Raw genomic sequence first — 23,750 nt, forward strand, 5'->3', positions numbered from 1 at the left:
TGTACGCTCCAGCATACCTCACAGTACACCTTCAACGCAAACAGAATGCTCCCCTACCGATCACTGCTCTTGCAGGATCCCATAGCTTCGGTAGATAGTTTATGCCCGATTATTATCCATGCCGGACCGCTCGACTAGTGAGCTGTTACGCACTCTTTAAATGAATGGCTGCTTCCAAGCCAACATCCTAGCTGTCAAAGCAGTCCAACCGCGTTTTTTCAACTTAACTATCATTTGGGGACCTTAGCTGATGGTCTGGGTTCTTTCCCTCTCGGACATGGACCTTAGCACCCATGCCCTCACTGCTGATTAACATTTTATAGCATTCGGAGTTTGTCAGGAATTGGTAGGCGGTGAAGCCCCCGCATCCAATCAGTAGCTCTACCTCTATAAAACTATAAATCAACGCTGCACCTAAATGCATTTCGGGGAGTACGAGCTATTTCCGAGTTTGATTGGCCTTTCACCCCTACCCTCAGGTCATCCCAAGACTTTTCAACGTCAACGGGTTCGGTCCTCCACTTTGGGTTAACAAAGCTTCAACCTGCCCAAGGGTAGATCACACGGTTTCGCGTCTACTCAAACTAACTAAAACGCCCTATTCAGACTCGCTTTCGCTACGGCTCCGATCCTAAAAATCTTAACCTTGCTAGTTAAAGTAACTCGTAGGCTCATTATGCAAAAGGCACGCCGTCAGTCCGAAGACCTCCGACCGCTTGTAAGCGTATGGTTTCAGGTTCTATTTCACTCCCTTATTCAGGGTTCTTTTCACCTTTCCCTCACGGTACTGGTTCACTATCGGTCTCTCAGGAGTATTTAGCCTTATGGGATGGTCCCCACAAATTCATACAGGGTTTCACGTGCCCCGCACTACTCAGGATACCACTATCTGTAACTGTCTTTACCTATACAGGACTATCACCTTGTATCGTTGCTCTTTCCAAAGCATTCTAGTTCATAAAGCACAAAATAACGTGGTCCTACAACCCCAGCAATGCCGTAACATTACTGGTTTGGGCTAATCCGCGTTCGCTCGCCACTACTAGCGGAATCACTATTGTTTTCTTCTCCTCCGGGTACTTAGATGTTTCAGTTCTCCGGGTTTGCCCCATTTCTGGTGATATATCTTCAATATACCGGGTTGCCCCATTCGGATATTTGCGGATCAATTCTTGTGTGCAGATCCCCGCAACTTTTCGCAGCTTATCACGTCCTTCATCGCCTCTGAGAGCCTAGGCATTCCCCATACGCCCTTAATTAGCTTATTGTACTTAATTGCTCTTTTAAGGGCTTATGTATAAAATACATAAACCTTTATATTATAATGAGTTATTCATATTATTATTAATTTGCGTATATAGCGGCTAGGCTATACACGACTTCTCGTATTCTTTAATTATTTCCCAATATGTCAATGAACGGTATCAACTACAAGTAAACTCGTAACTAATCGCCAACAATTTAAAATTGATAGCTTATGTGGAGAATATCGGAGTCGAACCGATGACCTCCTGCGTGCAAGGCAGGCGCTCTAGCCAGCTGAGCTAATCCCCCATTTCTATGAAATCAAGATGATGACATCAGATTTCGAATGACGAAGTAATGATTCTCAACTTCTAAAATTTCCTTCAAAATGTAATACGTATGAACGTCACGATTTATAAAGCTTTCGCGAAAGCATAAAAGTAGTCTCAGGCAGACTCGAACTGCCGACCTCTACATTATCAGTGTAGCGCTCTAACCAGCTGAGCTATGAGACTGTCTTAATAGTCTATAGCAATCAAGTGTAATTGTTAGTAAAAACTAATTCTTACTTACTCAATTCCTACTTCCTTATTAATAATTAAATCGACAGCTATTGAAAACTAAAACCTATTACTAACCATTCGGTTGTAAGTCGTTTGCTGTTTGTTAATGATATCGCTACATAATAAATTACATAACTCACAATAACAGGGACAAGCTCTAGAAAGGAGGTGTTCCAGCCGCACCTTCCGGTACGGCTACCTTGTTACGACTTAGCCCCAGTTACCAGTTTTACCCTAGGCCGCTCCTTACGGTGACGGACTTCAGGTACCCCCAGCTTCCATGGCTTGACGGGCGGTGTGTACAAGGCCCGGGAACGTATTCACCGGATCATGGCTGATATCCGATTACTAGCGATTCCAGCTTCATGGAGTCGAGTTGCAGACTCCAATCCGAACTGAGATAGGGTTTATAGATTCGCTCCTTATCGCTAAGTGGCTGCTCTCTGTCCCTACCATTGTAGCACGTGTGTGGCCCAGGACGTAAGGGCCGTGATGATTTGACGTCATCCCCACCTTCCTCACGGTTTGCACCGGCAGTCTGGCTAGAGTTCCCGACATTACTCGCTGGCAACTAACCACAGGGGTTGCGCTCGTTATAGGACTTAACCTGACACCTCACGGCACGAGCTGACGACAACCATGCAGCACCTTGTAATCTGTCCGAAGAAAACTCTATCTCTAAAGCTGTCAGACTACATTTAAGCCCTGGTAAGGTTCCTCGCGTATCATCGAATTAAACCACATGCTCCACCGCTTGTGCGGGCCCCCGTCAATTCCTTTGAGTTTCATTCTTGCGAACGTACTCCCCAGGTGGGATACTTATCACTTTCGCTTAGTCACTCAGTCCGAAAACCAAACAACTAGTATCCATCGTTTACGGCGTAGACTACCAGGGTATCTAATCCTGTTCGCTACCTACGCTTTCGTCCATCAGCGTCAATATATTGTTAGTGATCTGCCTTCGCAATCGGTATTCTATGTAATCTCTAAGCATTTCACCGCTACACTACATATTCTAACCACTTCACAATAATTCAAGACATACAGTATCAATGGCAATTCTATGGTTAAGCCACAGACTTTCACCACTGACTTATATGCCCGCCTACGGACCCTTTAAACCCAATGATTCCGGATAACGCTTGCACCCTCCGTATTACCGCGGCTGCTGGCACGGAGTTAGCCGGTGCTTATTCTTATGGTACCGTCATCAATCTACACGTAGATCTTATTCTTCCCATATAAAAGTAGTTTACAACCCATAGGGCAGTCTTCCTACACGCGGCATGGCTGGATCAGAGTTGCCTCCATTGTCCAATATTCCTCACTGCTGCCTCCCGTAGGAGTCTGGTCCGTGTCTCAGTACCAGTGTGGGGGATCTCCCTCTCAGGACCCCTATCTATCGAAGTCTTGGTAAGCCGTTACCTTACCAACTAACTAATAGAACGCATAGTCATCTTATACCGCCGAAACTTTAATTATTTAATGATGCCAAAAAATAATACTATGGGGTATTAATCTTCGTTTCCAAAGGCTATCCCCCAGTATAAGGTAGATTCTATACGCGTTACGCACCCGTGCGCCGGTCGTCAGCAAATAGCAAGCTACTCCTGTTACCCCTCGACTTGCATGTGTTAAGCCTGCCGCTAGCGTTCATCCTGAGCCAGGATCAAACTCTTCATCGTGTGTTGTTAATAATATTAACTCCTCACAACTCGAAATATCCGGTCAATAATAAACTTCTAGTTTTCAAATTCTTTGTAATAATACCCGAAAGTATTAATACGCGCTGTCAATTCAATAAGTCAATGAACTTTTCCTAATTCCTAAAAACTAGAAAATCAATGTTAATGCAAGAGGAATCGAACCCCTTTTTATCCTTCCAAAACATTCAAAAAAATTACTTGAACTTCGCTAGATGTGTTACTGTTTCTCTAAGCGGGTGCAAATATACAACTGTTTTTAATACTGACAACTTTATTTTGAAAAAAAAATTATTTTTTTCTGAAGCAATAAAAACAACAATCTTTAAGAACAACTCTTACAAATAAACCTCCATTTGTTAGCGGCTGCAAAACTACAACCTTTTTTGACTTTACAAACTATCTTTTGAAAATAATTTAAAATAAATTTTAAAGCCAATTAAACAAACATTTATAAGAACTACCGCTTGCAGTCAAACGGGTGGCAAAGATACACAGAAGTTCAAGCCTGACAAGTATTTTTTGATATTTAATTCAAATAAAAATCTAATCCTTTGACCTTGTTTAGTCTAGCTTTATTATTTCTTTATTGAAGCATTTTCACCACTCAATTACTGCTAAAAAAAATACCCGTAAATAGACCACAAAGACTGTTTTCTTCCTACAAATAGTAAAGGTGTCTTATTATAGAGCTTTTTGTGGATCTACTTAAGCTTTCGCGAAAGCGTAATTATTTAAAGAAAGAAGTTCCAAACGATACCAAAGCGTATATTAAAGTCTCTATATGGATACCCTGGTGCACTATAAAAGTCGTTACCTGTAAAACTACTATTAAAGTGTTCGGCCTTGAGAAAGATTCTGGTCTGGCGAACTTTCATATTAATAAAGAAGTCTAGCAGGGGAAAGTTCCCAAACTCTTGAGAGTTTTGCACATAAAATTCTGCGAGTATGGGGTCATATGCATTGAGATTATACTTTGTAAAGTAGTTTGCAGTAAACCCTGTTTGTAAAAAGAGTGCTTTTTTAAACAGACGGTCTGTGAAATATAAGCTTCCTCTACCCACGAAGTCTGGAACATTGAGTACACCCTCTGCCCCACTCACGTTTTGATATGTGGCGGTGAGATCTAGATTAAACTTCTTATACTTGATATTTTTACTAGCTGTGACCTGAAGATGATTTATGGACTCACTGGTTTGAAAAGAGTTTACAAGCGAGTCTACAGGATCTAATGCAAAATATGCATAGTCTTTTATAGTAGCGGCAGAGGCTTTGAGGTTTACCCACTTTTTTGAATCTAACTGAGCCGTGAGTGTATTAGTCTTTACAGTTGCATAAGCTTCTTGATTAGACCAGTTATAGTTTATATAGTTGCTCTGAAAAAGTAGATGGTTAAATCCTGCTGGTCTTGCATTGCTCAATATACTTGCCGAAAAGCGCTTGTCTTTATCTATAGCATATCCAGCCTCTCCATATATATTGTATCCATCAAAATCTCCTGAGACATTTACTTGAGCATCTCCCAGTATATCAAAACCACCTATTTTATTTTTATACCCTCCTCCTACTGCAATTGTGGTGGTTTGTATTCTATTAGGTACTCTTACCGTTTGCTCGTCTATACCATCACCATCTTGATCTATACCTTGTATAAGTACTGCATCATAGCCATAATTAAAATACGTAGCATTTGCTTGAAACTTGAGTTGCCCTAATTTTTTATCTTCATAAACAAGGTTTAGTTCGTTAAAGGTTTCTTCGTGATCTGTTCTATCAGAAAAGTCGGTTTGTCTAAATGCCTCTCCAAAAAGATCATTTGCTGCATCTTGGCTATATCTATAAAATTTATTCTCGCTATTAAAAATGTGACCTACTCTCAAACTATAGTCCTTAAGGCTATCTTGTTTTTGAATAATATTATAGTGATGGTTTACATACACTCTTGTACCATCTAGTATATTCTCGGCATCTTCAAAGTTTACTGGCAATCTTGATCTATCATCAAAATCTTCGTCACCACTATTAAACTGCTCTATACCTAAAGTGGTTAATCCTCCGTTTTCTTGATTACTTAAATCTTGAGCAACCCAGTGTGCCTTTATATAGTATCGCTTATTTTTTGTGTTATAGCTACCCGCAAATCTAAAATTACCCGAACTGGTTAATGCATTTTGATATTTACCTAAGCTACGCACTCCTTTATAAGCTATAGACATATTAAGTCTAGGGTGTATATTAAGGGTAAAGAAAGCATCTAGTTGTTGTCCTTGCTCAAAAGCGCTCTTATAAAACAACTCTGTGAGCGGTGTAGGTAGGTAGTGATACTTTATATCTTCTACCTCTTGATAAGCAAAGTGTCTAGCATTTGCAATATAGCCAGGCGTGGTGCGCCTGTTATTAAAATGATGTATAAGTGTATTGTTAGTTTGCCCGGTATTTGCAAACGGCAATAAACCATAGCGGTCTTTACGCAGGTAATTAAATTTATAATCCTTTTCTATAGTAAGGGTCGTATCTACATATAAGGTATCTCTTTTTACAGAGATAATCTTATAATCCTCTACAGGTGGTCTTTCAAACTCTTTAATATTTGTAGATTTTGCATCTCTAGCATTAAGCGGGTCGTTATTATCACCAAGACCTTCACTTCTTTGCAATGTAGGTGTTTGCTGTATAGGTGATGTTTGCCCAAAGACTGCTACTTGCGCTAGACAAAAAATAAACCCAAAAATCTTATTCATATAAACAATTTGATGTGTCAAAATTACATTATTTGCACCGATTCTAGTATTTTGACCCGTTCAATATATGCTTAAACTTAAATATCATACTCATCTTATAGAATGTGGCACAGACGAGGCTGGTCGTGGCTGTCTTGCAGGACCCGTTACGGCAGCTGCTGTGATGCTGCCCGATAGTTTTATAAACGAGATTCTTACAGATTCAAAACAACTCACAGAGAAGAAACGTGATTTACTCAAACCTATTATAGAGCAGCAAGCAATTGCCTACTCTTTTTCTCACGTGATGATGGAGGAAATAGACGAGATTAATATCCTTAACGCCTCTATCACTGCTATGCATCGTAGTATTGAAGGTATGATAGGTACGCTTTCGCGAAAGCAAAAAAAACCGCAACACATACTTGTAGACGGTAATCGCTTTAAACCATTTACTGGCATAGACCACACAACTGTTATTAAAGGTGATGGAAAATACCTCCCCATAGCCGCGGCATCTATCATTGCCAAAACAGAGCGCGACCTATTTATGGACCGCATACACGAAGAGTACCCTATGTATAACTGGAAAAAAAACAAAGGGTACCCTACAAAAGAACATCGAGAAGCGATACGCACCTATGGTATTACAAAATACCACCGCAAAAGCTTTAAACTATTACCCGAACAATACTCGCTAGACTTTACTTTTAAAGACCATAAGTAATATACTGTTGAAAAGGTGGTCAATAATATTATGACCACAAAGGCCGTAGGTCTCACACAAGACTGTATTTTTGAACAACCAGTCTTTACTATTTATGAAAATTCTATTATACCTCTCTGCCGTTGTTGTATTGCTAGCTAGCTGCACAACCTCAACAAAGAACTCGTCCTCACTCACAAAATACATTCCTCGTAAGGCATCTGTTGTTGTAAAAACTACAGATCTTAAAGATTTTAAAAGTGCGCTAGTCAATAATGATTTCATACAAGAGCTGGGCACCACTAGTCTATACAAAACACTAGTAGATAACCAAGCCGCATTTGCAGCTGTACAACCAGATGGAGAGACACTGTTTTGCTATACTAGGCTAGGACGCAAAGCCTACGACTTGAGCATTATCACAAAAAACCACCTAGGCCTTTTTAAAAATGACTCAACGCTTATAAGAGAAGCCTCACTCAATGACAAAAAAATTAAGTCACTAGGAGCAAATGCTCATTACCTTATATATAACGATGTTTTTATAGCAAGCACCTCAAAAATTTTACTTGAGAATGTGCTGAGAGAGAAAAATAGAGAAACGTACACAGACCCTATGTTTGACCGTGCCTATAATTCTTCTAGTAACAGTGCGACTGCTTCTATTTTTATAAAAGGATCTGAAGGAGGAGATTTATACAAAACACTCTTTCCTGCAGCTGGCGTAAATGCGCTTAAAGACTCCTTTACTTGGGCCACGGCAGATATTGACCTTGACCAAAATGATGTACGTCTCAATGGGGTGGTACTCGTACAAGACTCTACAAACTTGCGTCTCTCCCTACTCAAGAACACAAACCCTGTAGTAAACAGAATCACTAGCATCACTCCCACCGCTGCCGTAGCTGTAGAAGCTATAAGCTATGATAGCTGGGAACAACTTAAATCTAATAAAGCAGACTTGCTCAAGGTAGACCTTGCTCAATATAACATCCCGCAAGAAGACCTCTTTGCTAGTTTTACAGAGATAGGTGTTATTCATCTTGCAAAGAGTTCGGTGATTGTGGGTGTTTCGGCAGATGTGAGTGTTACAGATAATTTGCTTGCAAGCGGATCAGAGCTAGCGACCTTTAGAAAAGTTAAGATATATGAAGTTGAGAATGCTTCCGCTTTCGCGAAAGCGTACTCACCTCTACTCAACCTCTCTTCTCCAAAGATGTATGCCACAATAGATGACTTTTATCTCTTTGCCGAAAATCAAGAAGCACTAGAAACTGTTATTGCAAATTATCAAAACCAAGCAATATTAGCTACCAGTGCGGCATTTGCTCCTACAAAAAACGCATTGAGTCGTGCCTCGAGTTACTTGCACATCACAAACCTTGATAGCAAAAACTATAAGCAACTTGTATCAGAACAGGGACAAAAAAACCTAAAAGAAACTACGCTAGAAGGCTATCATTATGCCGCTCTACAACTTGTGCAAGAGAAAGATTACCTGCTGCTCAACACGACAATACTTAAGAATGAAGACAACACTACAGATGCTAGCATTGCACAAATTGCAAATGTGAAGCTCAGTGCACCTATTACAATGTCTCCACAGCTGGTAAAAAATCATCGTACAGATGGACAAGATATTGTTGTGCAAGACATAAATAACACTCTATACCTTATAAGTAATGCCGGTAAGGTATTATGGCAAAAGGATCTGGATGGTCAAATACTAGGTGATATGCAGCAGGTTGACATCTACCGTAACGGGAGATTACAGCTAGCCTTCACCACAGAGAAGTCTTTCTATATTCTAGATCGTAATGGTAATGATGTGGGACCATACCCACTGTCTTTTAAAGACACCATCACACAACCACTTGCGATATTTGACTATGATAACAATAGCAACTATCGTTTTGTAATTGTGCAGGGTGAAAAGGTACTTATGTATGATAAAAAGGCAAGCCCTGTTTCTGGATTTACTTTTAAGGAAGCTACGAGTACAGTTATATTTCCGCCAGCACACATACGTATTGCAAATAAGGATTATATCGTAATTGCCGAAAACAATGGAAAACTCAACATCTTGAGTCGTACTGGTACTTCTCGTATAGAGGTAAAGAAAAATATAAACTTTGGTGATGTGCCAGTTTATAGAAACAGAAATACGTTTGAAACATATACTGTAAACGGAGAGAAGGTAAGAGTCACTACAAAGGGAGAAGTCGTACAGACCATCTCAGATTTTGACTCAGACTCACGCATAGCGCTAGGCAAGTCTCTTGCGGTAGGGCAGCGAGAAAATGTACTATTAATAAACGGTAAGAAAAAAGAAATAGCTTATGGTTCTTATAGTGCTCCACAAGTTTTTGAAGCCGCAAAAAAGCAATACATCACACTTACTAATACAGAATCTAGTGAGGTGTATCTATATGACAGCAAAGGAAATCTACTTCCTAACTTCCCTATTTACGGTACATCAAAAGCCTCTGTAGGTTTACTAGAAAAAAACAAGTCACTAGGTTTTGTAACACAAGGTGGTGACAAGTCTATCCTTATTTATAAAATAAACAAGTAAAATAGATTTTAAGTAATTGAGAGATATGGAGATTACTCTGCATCTTCTGGAGTAACAAACTCCGCTTCAAAAAGGGCTGTAAAATGCTTTTTAAGCTTAGCCTTCACCTCCTCTTGATCTAGTGTAGCTTTACCTAGCTCTACATTAAGTGAGGTAACGGCCTTATCTTTTATACCGCAAGGTATCATAAGGTCAAAATAACCTAGATCTGCATTTACATTAAGGGCAAAGCCGTGCATAGTAACCCAGCGGCTCGCTCTCACACCCATAGCACATATCTTTCTAGCAAATGGCGTCCCTACGTCAAACCAAACTCCTGTCTCCCCTGGAGAACGCTCGGCTTTGAGTCCGTATTCGGCTAGAGTGAGAATAACCATCTCTTCAAGTAGACGTAAATATTTATGTATATCTCTAAAGAAGTTATCAAGATCTAATATAGGATATCCCACTATCTGACCCGGCCCGTGGTAGGTAATATCACCACCTCTATTTATTTTATAGAATGTAGCATTCTTTTCGGCTAGCTCTTTTTCACTCACAAGCAGGTTAGACATATCACCACTCTTACCTAACGTAAAAACGTGTGGATGCTCTACAAAGAGAAAATGGTTAGGAGTTACTAATCCTGCATCTTCTCTTCTGTTTGCAATTTTCATTGCAACAGTTTTCTTAAAAAGCTCATCTTGATAATCCCAAGTTTCCTTGTAATCGCGATGTCCTAAATCCTGAAAAATGATATTTTTATTCACGCCGCAAAGGTAAGAATTACTTCACATTAAAAAACCTCCTACCAGATGGTAGGAGGTTATAAAATATCGTTAAAAACAGCTCTTACTGCTCTTCAAGAACCACCTCAAAATTTTCTAATACCTTGCTCTTATTATTAAGCAAGCTGTGATAGTCTATTTCAAAAGTAACCGTCTTACCATCTGCTCCTATACTCGCTCCATCTGGCGTTACAGAAATAACCTTTCTAGGAAACACATACTCAAGTGTCATTGTAGACTTACTAAGCTCCTTATCCATCTGGGCGAGCATACCAGACATCATATCATTTTCATCTCCTACTTCTCCGCTTGAGCTTTGCCCTATAGTTTCTTGCGTCTTTTGTGACAAGACAACCTCTTCACCTAGATGTTCTGTAAGTGCTTTTGGGTCTGTTCTTCTAAAGGTATTATCTATAAATGTATATATCACCTTATCTGTACTAAGCATACTACTTGCAGGGCTGCTAGTAGCTTTCTCACTTCCTGGTGTTGTTTTCTTTGCTGTATCAAATACCTTCTCTATATCATAAGCGATACGCTCTATCTCATTAAACTGCTTGAAGTTCTTTATGATGGTAAGTACCATAACACCATTATCCTCATCTATATTCATTTGCATAGAGAAATCTCTTAGCGCTTTTATATCCTCTTGTTTAGCCGCTGGTAAGGTTGCAATACTATCTTTATAAGTCTCCAGAAAATCATTAAACACAACAAGTGTGTCCATCTTTTCCTTTTTCTTGTCTACAGATACTGGTCTTCCTTGGGCTCCCAGCGCCATAAGTTGAGACAAGTCTACTACAGACTCATATCGACCACCCATATCTTCATTAAAGACAATACGCTCTTGCATACTACAACTCACCAGCAATACAAGTAGCACTACTAGTGATAGGTAATTTTTTTTATTCATTTTTAATTTTTGGGATTGTTTAAAATAACGAGTGCTGCAATCACGCCGGGCACCCAGCCACAGAGCCAAAGTAAGAAAACTATTAATACAGACCCACACCCTTTACCTATAACAGAAAGGGGCGGAAAAAAGATGGCTAGTAAGACACGCCAGATACTCATATAATTTGATTTTGATAGGTTACCACAAAGGTAACACTTGATTGATGTACTTAATATGTCTACATATTATTAGAATTGTTACAAGCATTTCGTTTCTGACCCTGCTATGACTATCTTTGCAAGCTTAAAAATTACCGTATGCAACTGTCAGAACAAGAACAAGTACGCCGCCAGAAATTATCTCGCTTGCGCGAAATAGGAATCAACCCCTATCCCGCAGCACAATACCACGTGACTCACGCTTCCGCGAAAGCGAAAAATGACTACACAGAAGGTGAAAAAGTAGTAATGGCTGGAAGGCTAATGTCAAGACGTATACAAGGAAATGCCTCTTTTGCCGAAATACAAGACGGTGAAGGTCGCATACAAGTATACTTTAACCGTGATGAAATCTGCACAGGAGAAGATAAATCTAAGTATAACGAGGTTTATAAAAAGCTTCTTGACATAGGAGACTTTATAGGTATAGAAGGTGAGATGTTTACCACTAAGGTAGGAGAGATCACTGTGCTAGTAAAAGACTTCACTCTATTAAGTAAAGCACTCAAGCCATTACCACAACCACGCACAGATGATGAAGGTAAAGTGCACGATGCATTTACAGATCCAGAGATGCGTTACAGACAGCGATATGTAGACCTTACTGTAAACCCGCACGTAAAAGAAGTTTTTGTAAAACGTACAAAGCTCTTTAACGCAATGCGTAATTTCTTTAACGACGCAGGATACTTTGAGGTTGAGACACCAGTATTACAACCTATCGCAGGTGGTGCAGCTGCAAGACCATTTATAACGCACCATAACTCACTAGATATGCCATTATATATGCGTATTGCAAATGAGTTATACTTAAAACGTCTTATTGTAGGTGGTTTTGAAGGAGTATACGAGTTCTCAAAAAACTTCAGAAATGAAGGAATGGACCGTACGCACAATCCAGAATTTACCGCAATGGAAATTTATGTAGCCTATAAGGATTACAACTGGATGATGGACTTCTGTGAGCAATTACTAGAGACTTGTGCCATTGCAGTAAATGGTACAACAGAGGCTACCTTTGGAGAGCACAAGGTAGACTTTAAAGCTCCATATGCCCGCGTTACTATGGCAGATAGTATCAAGCACTTCACAGGTTTTGACATTAACGGTAAGACCGAAGATGAGATACGCGCCGCTGCAGAGGGTATGGGTATCGAGGTAGATGATACAATGGGTAAAGGAAAACTCATAGATGAGATTTTTGGAGAGAAGTGTGAGGGTAACTACATACAGCCTACCTTTATTACAGATTACCCTAAAGAGATGAGTCCGCTTTGTAAAGAGCACCGCGATAACCCAGAGCTTACAGAACGTTTTGAACTTATGGTATGTGGTAAAGAAATTGCAAATGCATACTCAGAGCTTAACGACCCTATAGATCAAAGAGAGCGTTTTGAAGCACAGCTAGAACTTGCAAAGAGAGGTGATGATGAGGCAACAGCCTCTATAGATTATGATTTCTTAAGATCATTAGAGTACGGAATGCCTCCTACTTCTGGTATGGGGATAGGGATGGATCGTTTAATAATGTTCTTAACAAATAACCAGTCTATACAAGAAGTACTTTTCTTCCCACAGATGAAACCAGAGAAGAAAGCACTTGACCTTAATGAAAATGAAAAAGCTATTTATGAACTACTCAAAAAGGAAAGTCCGCAGGAGCTTAGTGCTTTAAAGACAGCTGCCGGATTAAGTAACAAGGCTTGGGATAAAGGCATAAAAGGGCTTACAAAAATGGGCGCCGCAAAAGTTTCAAAAACAGATGATGGTCTATTTGTAACCATCGCAGACTAAGGCAATCGCCTTTCTTACTATATAAAACCTCTGTCTATCGGCAGGGGTTTTCTTATTTTTAGTGATGTGCTCAATGTTATAGTTGATAAATACATCTTCATTATATGAGTTTATGGGTATTTATTACGCTTTCGCGAAAGCGTACTTACACCTAGCGGCATTATACTTCCCTAAGTGAAAAGGACAGTTTACAGTCATATAACTGGCATTTGCGCATTTATAATTTTAAGAAAGGGCATCTCCCCATAGTTTTGATATAAACAAAAACACATTTATTATGAAAACAAAGCACATCACAACAAAGAAGAAGGTAACAGGCGCCATTGCGAGTATTTGTATGGTTCTAGCCTTCGTGTTTACATCTCAAACGGCACAAGCACAAGCCGTAGAGCGCACGGTATCTGGCGTAGTAAAAACGCATAATAGCGTTGTGCCGGGAGCAGCCATCGTTCTTAAAGGAACAAACATAGGTATTATGGCAGATGACGATGGTGCTTTTACTTTTCCGCAACCGCTTAAGGAAAATGATGTTCTTATTGTAAGCTCAATGGCTTTTGAAGATATGGAGGTAAAAATCGAACGTGGCACTACGTACATCGAACCATTTTTAGAAGGTACAGCCATTGTTATAGTAGGAGCTTTGAGAACTGCACCTGCCCAAAAGAAAGCTATACCTAAATCTATGTAACTATATGTACAAGCTTACGCTCTTTATATTCTTCATCTTCACAACTGTGACAAGTGCACAGCGCTCAGACTTTGCACACATTGATTTTACAACTGCCGATTATAAGGCATCACTTCTTGAAGGTGAAGAATTATACAATCTCCCACTATTAAGCCACAAACTCACCTCAACGCTTACTACAGATGTTGAAAAATTTAGAGCAATCTATTACTGGGTTACTCATAATATAAAAGGTAATGATGCACTTACACGCAAGAGCAAGAAGATGTATCTGGATAAAAGTTACTCAGATGCCAAACGTTCTGTGTTTAAGCAAGAAGTTCTTACAACATTAGTTAATGAAAAGGAAACACTGTGTACGGGATATGCCTATCTAATTAAAAAGCTTGCCCTATTATCTGGAATTACTTGTGAAGTCATAAATGGATATGACCCTACAAGCACATTTAGATCAAATGGGAAACTTATTGCAAATCACGCGTGGAATAGCGTACAACTTAACGGGAAATGGTATGTATGCGATGCTACCTGGTCTAGCGGATATACTGATGTTAAAAGCCAGCTTTTTATTTACGACTTTGACCCTAGCTACTTTTTAATGGAACCAGAGGAGTTTTTAAAAAAGCACCACGCTACTAATGAACAATGGAACGACTTACTTGTAATGCAATAATGATATTACATTTTACCACTGGGCTGTTTATCTAGCCACTGCAGGTAATAAATTACGTTTGTTAACACATCACCATCTACATCCCCATCTTGTGTATTGTTTATTGCTATACTAGCATTATAAGTGGGAATATAAATAAACAGCGTTCCCCAAAAACCAGAATGTAAATAGGTCTCTACGTCAAGTTTTTTACTGTAATAGCTATCAAAACCTAGACGCTGCTTAGGGACATTTCCTTCATCATACCTGCCATCTAGTAATAGCATTGTGTCTAAGGTATTTTTATTTTCAAAAACACGATTATTAAAAACCGCTTGAAGAAATACACTTAAATCTCTCGTAGTAGAAACCAGACCACCACCTCCATATAAATCTACAGAGTTATGCCACTTTGTAGCATCAAGATTACCTACATAGCGATGCACTTCTTGTGGTAACTCTTGCGTAGGTTCTTCTAGACTTTGTAAATAGGTAGACGTCATACCTAGTTCGTCAAACTTAAGTAATGACCTAAGTGCAGCCGCAAGATCGAGCTTAGTTGTGCGTTCTATGATTTCGCCAAGTAAGATATAACCTGTATCGCTATAATTATTTTCTTCTCCGGGAGCAGCATAAGGACTCCCATTATCTATTGCAAATTGTATTTGCTCTGTACGGCTCCATATTTTGTTTGGAGTTTTTGAAGTGGCTTCGATATATTCTGGCCCTCCCTCTGCATAATCATATAAACCACTTGTATGACCTAGACAGTGGCGTATAGTTATTTTATCTGGGTCATAACCGCCCTTTTTAAGTAATGCGATATGCTCCTCAGAGATATATTTTGAGATAGCATCTTCTAGCGATACTTCTCCTTGCTCATACAGACGTAATATCGCCACGGCTACAAATACCTTAGTCACACTCGCTATTCTAAAGGGCTGGTTTGCTTTTAACAACGCATCCTTATCTATACTATCATATCCAGCCGCTCCAGAAAAATCTATTTCGGCAAAAGGGGCAATTACAGATAATGAGACACCGGTTACATCTTGCTTTGTATCAGTAAAAGTGTCATCTAGAAAAAATTGCAGCTGCTTATCAGTATCTTGAGTATAGTTTACCTCTTGTGTACTGCTACAGCTTAGGGTTATAAAACAAAGTGCAATTAGGTATGGGATATATTTCATTCGTGTTATTTTTTACAAAGATTACGCTTTCGCGAAAGCGGTCATTGTAAATTTTCGTCAAAAGTAGTTAGGTCTTACTTCTATAAAAGATGGTGTCTTTAAGAGTTGTGACGGTGTATGATTTGTATATCTTTTTATCTCTTTAATAAAATGACTCTGATCGTAATATCCATACTTTACTACATAATGCTGCCAGTCGCTATTACGAGTAACATATAACTCACGTATGGCTTTTTTATATCGCTGAAGTGACTGAAACTTTTTTGGAGTGAGACCTGTATCTCTCTTGAAGTGACGCTCTAGTGTAGAATAGGAGTAATTTGTAGCCTTAATAATAGTTTGTATATCACAACTAGCGCTCACTTCTTGCGCCATTGCTACTACAAAACCTTCTCGCTCCTTTTTATACCTCTCTGCAAACCATTGATCTAATTCGCTCGCAATTTCTGAAGGTGATAATGTAAGTAGATGAATTTTAAGTAGCTCGACATCCATCCCAAAAACATCATCTGCAAAGGCGACGCTGTCTTTCATAATGGCTTCTGTATTAAGGTCTAAAAATGGTTTGAGCGAAGACAGTCCCCTGCTTTTAAATTTAATGATGATACAGCTTTTGAGATGCGAGAGATCTACAACCACTTCCTTATGAATAAAGCTATACAACTTACTTCTATTAGATGTATAAGTTTTCCCCATATAGCTCATTGTGTAATGACCATCTAGCACAATAATCATATCTGGAGTGATGCCAGGGTATGCATACATTGTAGGGCTTCCCATAGACAAGAGCACAGCATCTTTTACAATCCAGTAATGGTCTATGTGCTTTTTTACCTCTGGTATATGTGGCTCAAAAATCATAAGACCAAGCTACTCATTAAAAAATAGAAACCTACTCTTAAAAAACTGTTTTTAAAAAGTTCACTATTTTTTTAGACTCAATGGTAACTTACAAAATTGATTTACTATGAAGAATCCAGTTACTAAGAGCCTTATAATTTTTGACGGAGAGTGCGTGATTTTGCACAGGCTCAGTGATATCTCAAGCTTATGGACGAACAAATAGGTGCAGATAGAAGAAAATGGGAATCCCGCTTTCGCGAAAGCGTAAAAAATAACTTTACCACCTCCACCCTTAAAGAAGAAGACATCTTTATGGTGAGCTTTTTTGCTTGGATAAAATCTAAGCTTGACAATACACCACTTTATGACACTACCCTTCACTTGTTATGATTTTCTTAACAAGATAGGCGGGTTCTGGGCAGTACCTTTTACCCTTGTAAAACATCCAATTGAATGAATAGAAAATTATCCTACGTAATTGCTACACTACTAGCTATTACAATTGCGAGTTGTGGCGCATCACAATCTAAAGTTGCCAGCAAGGCAAGTGCCTCAAAATCTGCAAAAAAAGACAAAAAAGATGCCATAAAACCTTATGGCAAATTAATCACAAAAGAAGCAAAAACAGACGAAGGTCTCTTTACCGTACATAAACTAGACGGCAAGTACTTTTATGAGATTCCAGACACATTGATGGGTCGCGAGATGCTTATGGTCACTCGTATTGCAAAGACTGCCACAGGACTTGGCTTTGGGGGAGGAAAACAAAACACCTCTGTACTACGCTGGGAAGTAAAAGATAAAAAGGTATTACTACGTGTGGTGTCACATCAAATTTATGCCGCAGACTCACTTCCTATTTCTGAGGCTGTAAAGAACAGTAATTTTGAGCCAGTTCTGTATGCTTTTGATGTAAAGGCATATAAGAAGGATTCTGTTTCTGGCAATAAGAATATTGTGATAGACGCGAGCCCTTTATTTGAAACAGATGTTAAACCGCTAGGTTTACCACAGAGACGTCGCAAAAGTCTTAAGGTTTCTAAGCTAGATGCAAAGCGCTCTTACATAGATACGATAAGAAGTTACCCGCAAAACATAGAAGTACGTACCGTAAAAACATACAGCGGTAGTGCATTACCGTCTAATAATGCTACGGGTACACTCTCACTTATGATGAGTAACTCTATGATTTTATTACCAGAAGTACCTATGCAACGCCGTATGTTTGATGAGCGTGTAGGGTGGTTTGGCCGCGGGCAAACAGATTACGGTCTAGATTTACAAAAAAGTAAAACCATACGTTACTTAGACAGGTGGAGACTAGAAGTTAAGGACGAAGATATGGCAGCCTTTAAAAGAGGTGAGCTTGTTGAGCCTAAAAAGCAAATCGTTTATTATATAGATAGAGCAACACCAAAAAAATGGGTGCCATATATCAAACAAGGTATAGAAGACTGGCAAGTAGCTTTTGAAGCTGCTGGATTTAAAAATGCCATTATCGCGGCAGATCCTCCTTCTGTAGAAGAAGATCCAGACTGGAGCCCAGAAGATGTACGTTATAGTGTAGTGCGCTACCTTGCGTCTCCTATTCCTAATGCAAATGGACCTCACGTGAGTGATCCTAGATCTGGAGAAATTTTAGAAAGTGATATCAACTGGTACCATAATGTTATGACCTTATTACATAACTGGTACTTTGTACAGACAGCAGCGATTAATCCAGAAGCAAGATCTAACGAGTTTAAAGATGAGATTATGGGACGATTAATTCGTTTTGTGAGTTCTCACGAGGTAGGTCACACACTAGGTCTTCCTCACAATATGGGAAGTAGTGTCGCATATGCTGTAGACGATTTACGTGATCCTGAGTTTACAAAAAAGTATGGAACAGCACCTTCTATTATGGATTATGCTCGTTTTAACTATATCGCACAACCAGGTGATGGTGATGTAGCCTTGATGCCTAACATAGGTATCTACGACAAGTATGCTATTAAGTGGGGATACCGCCCTATACTTGAGGCAAAAAGTGCCGAAGACGAAAAGAAAACCCTAGACAGCTGGATACTTGAGCACGCTGGAGACCCTATGTACCGTTTTGGGAGACAGCAAAGAGGCGTTATAGACCCTAGCTCTCAAACAGAAGATCTAGGCGACGATGCTATGAAAGCTAGTGCTTACGGTATTGCAAACCTTAAACTCATAGTACCTAACCTTATCACTTGGACTGCAGAAGAGGGACAGAATTATGATGAGCTAGATAAAATGTATGGTCAAGTACTCTCTCAGTATAACCGCTATATGGGGCACGTTGCCGCAAATGTAGGTGGTGTATATGAGATGTATAAAACCTATGATCAAGATGGAGCTGTATACACGCACGTACCAAAGGAGAAACAAAAAGAAGCACTTACCTTCTTACAAGAAAACCTTTTTGAGACGCCAGAGTGGTTACTAGACACTAACATTTTTGATAAAATAGAAAATGCAGGTAGTGTAGAACGTATAAGACGTTTCCAGACTAGAACGCTTAACAACCTTCTAGATTTTGGAAGAATGGGACGTATGCTGGAGAACGAAACTCTTAATGGCAACAGTGCATATACCTTTATGGATATGATGGAAGATACTCGCGATGGTATCTTTAGTGAGTTAAAGACAAGAAGTACTATAGATATTTATCGTCGTAACCTACAGCGTGCATATGTAGAGCGTCTGGAGTATTTAATGACAAATGAGCAAGGAGCTTCTAGCCGTTTTAGCACTAGAACTTCTATTGATGTAAGCCAGAGTGACATTAGAGCCGTGGTGCGTGCAGAACTTAAAGATCTTAAACGTGATTTACAAAACAGCAGACTGCGTGATCGTATGAGTCGTATACACACAGAAGATCTTGTAGAGCGTATCAATTTAATACTTGACCCTAAATAAGGGATAATTTACCCCTAAGATTTCCCCTTCCGATATAAGCCGGCTGTCGTTGACAGTCGGCTTTTGTATGTAAAAAATTCTCGTTACCAGACTACTCTAGAGTTCATAAATTACTGAGGATATATACGCTTTCGCGAAAGCGCAACAAATCACAAATAAATCCTAAAAATAAAAATGGATTAAACTTTGTGCATTTTACACAGTCATATAAGTGTTCAGTAATTAAAAAAATAAAGAATATGAAAAAGTTAATAATGGCATTTTTAGTACTAGCTACTATATCAATGTCTGCACAAAGAGGACCAAGAGGCGGAGAAGACAGAAGAGGAAAAGACCTTACTGTAGAACAAATGGCTACGCTTAAAACTAAGAAAATGACACTAGCACTTGCTCTAGACAATAACCAGTCTAAAAAAGTGTATAACGTACTACTTGCTCAAGCAAAAGACCGCAAGCAAGCGATGGAAGCCCGCAAGGCTCAAACAGAAAAACCTGAGCTTACAAAAGAGCAAAAATTTGCTAAGGCAAATGAACGTCTAGATAAACAAATAGCTATGCAACAAGAGATGCAAAGTATCTTATCTGAAGACCAATTTAAGCAGTTTAAGAAGATGAGCGCAAAGCGCAAAGGTGAAGGAAGACGCGGTGGCAAACGTGGTAGAGGCCAGCGTGGTAAATAATGTTTTTATTGATTGATTAATTTGGTTTGAGAACGGCATCCTTTAGTTAGGATGCCGTTTTCTTTTTTATGTAAACTTATAAGGTTTTACTCACCTTTGCTACAGCAGCAATTGTATCATCAAGATCTTGATACGACAGTGCATCGTTTAAAAACCAGCTCTCATAAGCACTAGGTGCTATATAAATACCCTCTGCGAGTAAACCGTGAAAGAATTTCTTAAAGGTATCATTATCTCCAGCTGCCGCTGTTTTAAAATCTACCACAGCCTCTTTTGCAAAGTGCACAGAGATCATAGAGCCTAGTCTATTTATTGTAAATGTTACACCGCTTTCTGTAAGTACCTGTTCTATACCTTTATGTAGATATTCGGTCTTGTCTTTAAGGCTTGTAAATACTTCTGGGTTCTCATTAAGTTCTGTAAGCATTGCAAGACCTGCAGCCATCGCTAGCGGGTTACCACTAAGTGTACCAGCCTGGTAAACTGGCCCTTCTGGTGCGAGGTGACTCATAATCTCTGCTCGAGCTGCAAATGCTCCTACAGGCAGACCACCTCCTATTACTTTTCCAAAGGTTACAATATCTGCTTGTACATCCATAAGTTCTTGAACGCCTCCCTTTGCAAGGCGGAAGCCGGTCATCACCTCATCAAATATAAGCAGAGCACCATTTTCATCACACAGCTCACGAAGTCCTTGTAAGAAACCTTCGGCTGGGAGTATGCACCCCATATTACCTGCAACAGGCTCTATGATAATGGCTGCAATCTCTCCAGGGTTTGCGGCAAAAAGCGCTTTTACTTGATCAAGATTGTTATAGTCTGCTAGTAAAGTATCTTTTGCTGTTCCGGTAGTTACTCCCGGACTATTAGGAGAGCCAAAAGTCACTGCACCACTCCCGGCTTGTATTAAAAATGAGTCCGAGTGACCGTGGTAACAACCTGCAAATTTTATAATTTTCTCTCTTCCAGAAAAACCTCTTGCTAGACGTATCGCACTCATACAAGCTTCTGTACCACTATTTACAAAACGTATTTTATCTATACCTGGTACCATTGAGATGGCAAGCTCTGCAATTTTTGTCTCTATCTCTGTAGGCATTCCAAAAGAGGTTCCTTTTTGTGCTTTTTGCACTACAGCATCTACCACAGGCTTATGTGCGTGACCTAATATCATAGGCCCCCAAGATGCTATGTAGTCTATAAGCTTGCGACCATCCTCGTCATATAAATAAGCTCCTTTTGCTTCTTTTACAAAAATAGGATCACCACCTACAGATTTAAAAGCTCTTACTGGGCTGTTTACTCCACCTGGTATTACTTTTTGAGCCGCTACAAATAACTCACTACTTCTCTTATAAATCATATGCTATATATTTCACTCTGCTAGAGTGCTTTTTTCCTTTATGCCTTACTACAAATTTAATACCCTCTATCAAACGGCTTGATGTATAACACCTGCCCTTCAAAGATATTATCGCCATCGATACCATTCCATTCTTTAAGTTGGTCTACAGTTACGTCATACTTTTTTGCTAGACGATACAGCGTTTCACCCTTCCTTACAGTGTGCTGGTTATTATTATCTGTCACTTTCTTATAATCTTCTACAGGCTTACCTAGCACCTCGCCGTCGTACGTATATAACTTATAACGCTCTATAAGACTTATTAACTTTTGAGGATATTTTTTATCTGTTGCATACCCTGCTCTACGTAGTCCTTTTGCCCAGCCTTTATAATCGTCTTTTGGGAGTTTAAAGAGGTCGGTATATCGCTTACGCCCAGTTAAGAATAAAGAATGATCTCTATATGAGAATTTTGGTAAGCTATATTTTCTAAAACACTCGCCTTGCGTATCATCATCGTGATATACTTTTTGACCTTTCCAGTCGTGACATTTAATCCCAAAGTGGTTATTTGCCTTTTTTACAAGCTCCCCTTTTCCAGCACCAGATTCTAGAATTCCTTGTGCTAGCGTAATAGATGCCGGGATGCCGTAAAGCTCCATCTCTTCTTTTGCAATGGCAGCATATTGTTCTATATAACCGTCTACACCACCCTTTGGAACAGGATTTACACCATTATCAAGATTATCATCTGGTGTGGCAGCTTCTTCTACATCTAGCTCTGAGTTAGTCCTCTCAACCGTGCGAATTTTTTTTGTGCGTTTTGTGCTGCGTGTCGCCTTTTTTGAACCACCGCAACCCACTGTAATTATTGCTATTACCAGAAGTACAGTTAATCTTTTTAACATAAATCTATTGTATGAGTGGGAGTCCCTTTTTTGCAAGTCGAGTATTCATACCCGAGATGCCTTGTAAACCTCCCGTATGAATGGCTAAAATACGAGAATTCTCTGGGAAATACCCACGATTCATCAAGTCTGAAAGCCCAAAAAGCATCTTACCCGTATACACCGGATCAAGCGGAATGCCGTATGCATCCTTAAAGTCATTTATAAAAGTGATTAATTCTCTATTTACTTTTGCATATCCTCCACAATGATAGTCGGCTATGATTTCCCATTGCTCACTATCCACATATTGTGCTACCTCATCACGTACCCAATCTCCTTTTAGGGCGGGAAAGCCCAGCACCTTTTGATGTTTACCAGCACTATTTATGATACCGGATATCGTACCCGCCGTTCCTATAGGGCAACTTATATAATCAAACTGACTATCCTCTATAGTTAGAATCTCTTCACATCCTTTTATTGCAAGCGCATTTGTACCTCCTTCGGGTATAATAAATGGGTTATTAAAGGTTTTTTTTACGCTTTCGCGAAAGCGTAATTCATCCTTCTCCTTATAGTCAGTCCTAGTAACAAAATGAAATTCCATCCCACAAGAGTGAGCAAATGCTAGCGTAGGATTTTGAGCTAGTGTTTTTTTAAGATCACGGCCCAACTCCTCGCCTCTTATAACCCCTACGGTTTTAAAACCTTCTAGTTTACCCGCCGCCGCAGTAGCAGCAATATGATTTGAATATGCACCACCAAAGGTGAGTAATGTATCGTGACCAAGTGCTCTGGCTTGAAGTAGGTTATACTTAAGTTTTCTAAACTTATTACCAGAAACGGTGGGGTGTAACTCGTCCTCACGCTTTATGTAAAGTGTACAGCCATTTTGCTCAAAGACAAATTGATTTTTTGAAGTAAAACTCACAAGTTTATAAATAGGCTATAAAGCTCCAGAAGGGACGTTCTTGAAGATAATTAATTTCACACTCACGAGCATAAGCCTCTCGCTCAAAACTTATATTGAGATATGCCACATAATTATCTCTATACTGTATAAGCCTATATAGGTACTCTATTGCGTACCATATAAAGAAAGGAATTACCAGCATCTCGGCTTGTTGTCTTATGTGTATTTTTTCGTGATTAATAAATACCTCATCCTTTTTGAGATCTGGTGTGCGCATCACAATAAATGGCCAGAGTGTAACTCCCACAAAACGCCTGCGCAACAAGTATTTATTTACAACAAAAAACATAGGTCAAAAGTACTTTAATATCTTTTTTAAAAAACAACGCTAGCCATATATTTATCTACCGCATTGTTAACAGGTTAAGTAGT

General features: G+C 39.4%; 18 protein-coding genes, 2 tRNA genes and 2 rRNA genes (1 of these 22 only partly in view). 8 read left to right on the forward strand and 14 right to left on the reverse strand.

Annotated features, from left to right (window positions below):
* From ABVM49_RS02035 to ABVM49_RS02055, 5 genes are all read right to left on the reverse strand, one after another.
* Positions 1-1,267, reverse strand: a 23S ribosomal RNA gene (locus tag ABVM49_RS02035); it reaches 1,560 nt to the left of the window's first position.
* Between the two features lie 213 nt (positions 1,268-1,480).
* A tRNA-Ala gene (locus ABVM49_RS02040) sits at positions 1,481-1,554 on the reverse strand.
* Between the two features lie 132 nt (positions 1,555-1,686).
* Positions 1,687-1,760: transfer RNA gene (locus tag ABVM49_RS02045), tRNA-Ile, on the reverse strand.
* Between the two features lie 209 nt (positions 1,761-1,969).
* Positions 1,970-3,493: ribosomal RNA gene (locus ABVM49_RS02050) — 16S ribosomal RNA — on the reverse strand.
* Together the 16S and 23S rRNA genes with 2 tRNA genes alongside form the textbook arrangement of a ribosomal RNA operon.
* A gap of 752 nt (positions 3,494-4,245) precedes the next feature.
* Positions 4,246-6,252, reverse strand: a complete 2,007-nt coding sequence (locus tag ABVM49_RS02055) for a putative porin (RefSeq protein WP_405202811.1) — start codon at positions 6,250-6,252, stop codon at positions 4,246-4,248.
* A 67-nt stretch (positions 6,253-6,319) separates the two neighbouring features.
* On the opposite strand from ABVM49_RS02055, the gene ABVM49_RS02060 reads away from it, so the two are divergent.
* Together ABVM49_RS02060 and ABVM49_RS02065 are read left to right on the forward strand one after the other, a co-directional pair.
* On the forward strand, positions 6,320-6,958 hold the full coding sequence (locus tag ABVM49_RS02060) for a ribonuclease HII (RefSeq protein WP_405202812.1): 639 nt from the start codon (positions 6,320-6,322) through the stop codon (positions 6,956-6,958).
* Positions 6,959-7,052: 94 nt separating this feature from the next.
* Complete coding sequence (locus ABVM49_RS02065) at positions 7,053-9,512, forward strand: hypothetical protein (protein ID WP_405202813.1); 2,460 nt, start codon at positions 7,053-7,055, stop codon at positions 9,510-9,512.
* Positions 9,513-9,544: 32 nt separating this feature from the next.
* Here ABVM49_RS02065 and lipB read toward each other — a convergent pair whose 3' ends face one another.
* The 3 genes from lipB to ABVM49_RS02080 form a co-directional block, all read right to left on the reverse strand.
* Entirely contained in the window at positions 9,545-10,261 is a 717-nt protein-coding gene (gene lipB / locus ABVM49_RS02070; protein ID WP_405202814.1) for a lipoyl(octanoyl) transferase LipB, read from the reverse strand.
* Between the two features lie 82 nt (positions 10,262-10,343).
* Complete coding sequence (locus ABVM49_RS02075; RefSeq protein WP_405202815.1) at positions 10,344-11,192, reverse strand: hypothetical protein; 849 nt, start codon at positions 11,190-11,192, stop codon at positions 10,344-10,346.
* A gap of 2 nt (positions 11,193-11,194) precedes the next feature.
* Entirely contained in the window at positions 11,195-11,353 is a 159-nt protein-coding gene (locus ABVM49_RS02080; protein ID WP_081965011.1) for a YqaE/Pmp3 family membrane protein, read from the reverse strand.
* A gap of 138 nt (positions 11,354-11,491) precedes the next feature.
* On the opposite strand from ABVM49_RS02080, the gene lysS reads away from it, so the two are divergent.
* The 3 genes from lysS to ABVM49_RS02095 all read left to right on the forward strand — a co-directional run bounded on the left by lysS (position 11,492) and on the right by ABVM49_RS02095 (position 14,547).
* Positions 11,492-13,186: a lysine--tRNA ligase gene (lysS, locus tag ABVM49_RS02085; RefSeq protein WP_299147518.1), complete on the forward strand. Its 1,695-nt coding sequence runs from the start codon at positions 11,492-11,494 to the stop codon at positions 13,184-13,186.
* A 277-nt stretch (positions 13,187-13,463) separates the two neighbouring features.
* Positions 13,464-13,874 carry a carboxypeptidase-like regulatory domain-containing protein gene (locus ABVM49_RS02090; RefSeq protein ID WP_405202816.1) on the forward strand — a complete coding sequence of 137 codons (411 nt, stop codon included), beginning with the start codon at positions 13,464-13,466 and terminating at the stop codon, positions 13,872-13,874.
* A 4-nt stretch (positions 13,875-13,878) separates the two neighbouring features.
* On the forward strand, positions 13,879-14,547 hold the full coding sequence (locus ABVM49_RS02095; RefSeq protein WP_405202817.1) for a transglutaminase domain-containing protein: 669 nt from the start codon (positions 13,879-13,881) through the stop codon (positions 14,545-14,547).
* 5 nt (positions 14,548-14,552) lie between these two features.
* On the opposite strand, the gene ABVM49_RS02100 is transcribed toward ABVM49_RS02095, so the two are convergent.
* Together ABVM49_RS02100 and ABVM49_RS02105 are read right to left on the reverse strand one after the other, a co-directional pair.
* Positions 14,553-15,716, reverse strand: a complete 1,164-nt coding sequence (locus ABVM49_RS02100; RefSeq protein WP_405202819.1) for a serine hydrolase domain-containing protein — start codon at positions 15,714-15,716, stop codon at positions 14,553-14,555.
* Positions 15,717-15,773: 57 nt separating this feature from the next.
* Positions 15,774-16,577 carry a helix-turn-helix domain-containing protein gene (locus tag ABVM49_RS02105; protein WP_405202820.1) on the reverse strand — a complete coding sequence of 268 codons (804 nt, stop codon included), beginning with the start codon at positions 16,575-16,577 and terminating at the stop codon, positions 15,774-15,776.
* A 189-nt stretch (positions 16,578-16,766) separates the two neighbouring features.
* Between ABVM49_RS02105 and ABVM49_RS02110 the strand changes: the two genes are divergently transcribed.
* From ABVM49_RS02110 to ABVM49_RS02120, 3 genes are all read left to right on the forward strand, one after another.
* A complete protein-coding gene (locus ABVM49_RS02110) occupies positions 16,767-16,949 on the forward strand; it encodes a hypothetical protein (protein ID WP_405202821.1) in 183 nt (60 codons plus the stop codon).
* Positions 16,950-17,012: 63 nt separating this feature from the next.
* Complete coding sequence (locus ABVM49_RS02115; protein WP_405202822.1) at positions 17,013-19,490, forward strand: zinc-dependent metalloprotease; 2,478 nt, start codon at positions 17,013-17,015, stop codon at positions 19,488-19,490.
* Between the two features lie 239 nt (positions 19,491-19,729).
* A complete protein-coding gene (locus ABVM49_RS02120) occupies positions 19,730-20,170 on the forward strand; it encodes a hypothetical protein (RefSeq protein ID WP_405202823.1) in 441 nt (146 codons plus the stop codon).
* 76 nt (positions 20,171-20,246) lie between these two features.
* Here ABVM49_RS02120 and hemL read toward each other — a convergent pair whose 3' ends face one another.
* Genes hemL through ABVM49_RS02140 form a run of 4 tightly spaced genes read right to left on the reverse strand, consistent with a single transcriptional unit; the run spans position 20,247 to position 23,667 of the window.
* Positions 20,247-21,533 carry a glutamate-1-semialdehyde 2,1-aminomutase gene (gene hemL / locus ABVM49_RS02125; RefSeq protein WP_405202824.1) on the reverse strand — a complete coding sequence of 429 codons (1,287 nt, stop codon included), beginning with the start codon at positions 21,531-21,533 and terminating at the stop codon, positions 20,247-20,249.
* 56 nt (positions 21,534-21,589) lie between these two features.
* Positions 21,590-22,423 carry a glucosaminidase domain-containing protein gene (locus ABVM49_RS02130; protein WP_035327328.1) on the reverse strand — a complete coding sequence of 278 codons (834 nt, stop codon included), beginning with the start codon at positions 22,421-22,423 and terminating at the stop codon, positions 21,590-21,592.
* A 4-nt stretch (positions 22,424-22,427) separates the two neighbouring features.
* Positions 22,428-23,336 carry a 1-aminocyclopropane-1-carboxylate deaminase/D-cysteine desulfhydrase gene (locus ABVM49_RS02135; RefSeq protein ID WP_405202825.1) on the reverse strand — a complete coding sequence of 303 codons (909 nt, stop codon included), beginning with the start codon at positions 23,334-23,336 and terminating at the stop codon, positions 22,428-22,430.
* A 4-nt stretch (positions 23,337-23,340) separates the two neighbouring features.
* Positions 23,341-23,667 carry a hypothetical protein gene (locus ABVM49_RS02140; RefSeq protein ID WP_405202826.1) on the reverse strand — a complete coding sequence of 109 codons (327 nt, stop codon included), beginning with the start codon at positions 23,665-23,667 and terminating at the stop codon, positions 23,341-23,343.
* Positions 23,668-23,750 lie beyond the last annotated feature (83 nt).

Source organism: Dokdonia sp. LLG6352-1 (assembly GCF_045055815.1).
GTDB classification, from domain to species: Bacteria; Bacteroidota; Bacteroidia; order Flavobacteriales; family Flavobacteriaceae; genus Dokdonia; species Dokdonia donghaensis.

Bases quoted from the DNA above. Each gene is read 5' to 3' on its own strand.
- ABVM49_RS02055 (WP_405202811.1), bottom strand. From the start codon at position 6,252: ATGAATAAGATTTTTGGGTTTATTTTTTGTCTAGCGCAAGTAGCAGTC.
- ABVM49_RS02060 (WP_405202812.1), top strand. From the start codon at position 6,320: ATGCTTAAACTTAAATATCATACTCATCTTATAGAATGTGGCACAGAC.
- ABVM49_RS02065 (WP_405202813.1), top strand. From the start codon at position 7,053: ATGAAAATTCTATTATACCTCTCTGCCGTTGTTGTATTGCTAGCTAGC.
- ABVM49_RS02075 (WP_405202815.1), bottom strand. From the start codon at position 11,192: ATGAATAAAAAAAATTACCTATCACTAGTAGTGCTACTTGTATTGCTG.
- ABVM49_RS02080 (WP_081965011.1), bottom strand. From the start codon at position 11,353: ATGAGTATCTGGCGTGTCTTACTAGCCATCTTTTTTCCGCCCCTTTCT.
- lysS (WP_299147518.1), top strand. From the start codon at position 11,492: ATGCAACTGTCAGAACAAGAACAAGTACGCCGCCAGAAATTATCTCGC.
- ABVM49_RS02090 (WP_405202816.1), top strand. From the start codon at position 13,464: ATGAAAACAAAGCACATCACAACAAAGAAGAAGGTAACAGGCGCCATT.
- ABVM49_RS02095 (WP_405202817.1), top strand. From the start codon at position 13,879: ATGTACAAGCTTACGCTCTTTATATTCTTCATCTTCACAACTGTGACA.
- ABVM49_RS02100 (WP_405202819.1), bottom strand. From the start codon at position 15,716: ATGAAATATATCCCATACCTAATTGCACTTTGTTTTATAACCCTAAGC.
- ABVM49_RS02105 (WP_405202820.1), bottom strand. From the start codon at position 16,577: ATGATTTTTGAGCCACATATACCAGAGGTAAAAAAGCACATAGACCAT.
- ABVM49_RS02110 (WP_405202821.1), top strand. From the start codon at position 16,767: ATGGACGAACAAATAGGTGCAGATAGAAGAAAATGGGAATCCCGCTTT.
- ABVM49_RS02115 (WP_405202822.1), top strand. From the start codon at position 17,013: ATGAATAGAAAATTATCCTACGTAATTGCTACACTACTAGCTATTACA.
- ABVM49_RS02120 (WP_405202823.1), top strand. From the start codon at position 19,730: ATGAAAAAGTTAATAATGGCATTTTTAGTACTAGCTACTATATCAATG.
- hemL (WP_405202824.1), bottom strand. From the start codon at position 21,533: ATGATTTATAAGAGAAGTAGTGAGTTATTTGTAGCGGCTCAAAAAGTA.
- ABVM49_RS02130 (WP_035327328.1), bottom strand. From the start codon at position 22,423: ATGTTAAAAAGATTAACTGTACTTCTGGTAATAGCAATAATTACAGTG.
- ABVM49_RS02140 (WP_405202826.1), bottom strand. From the start codon at position 23,667: ATGTTTTTTGTTGTAAATAAATACTTGTTGCGCAGGCGTTTTGTGGGA.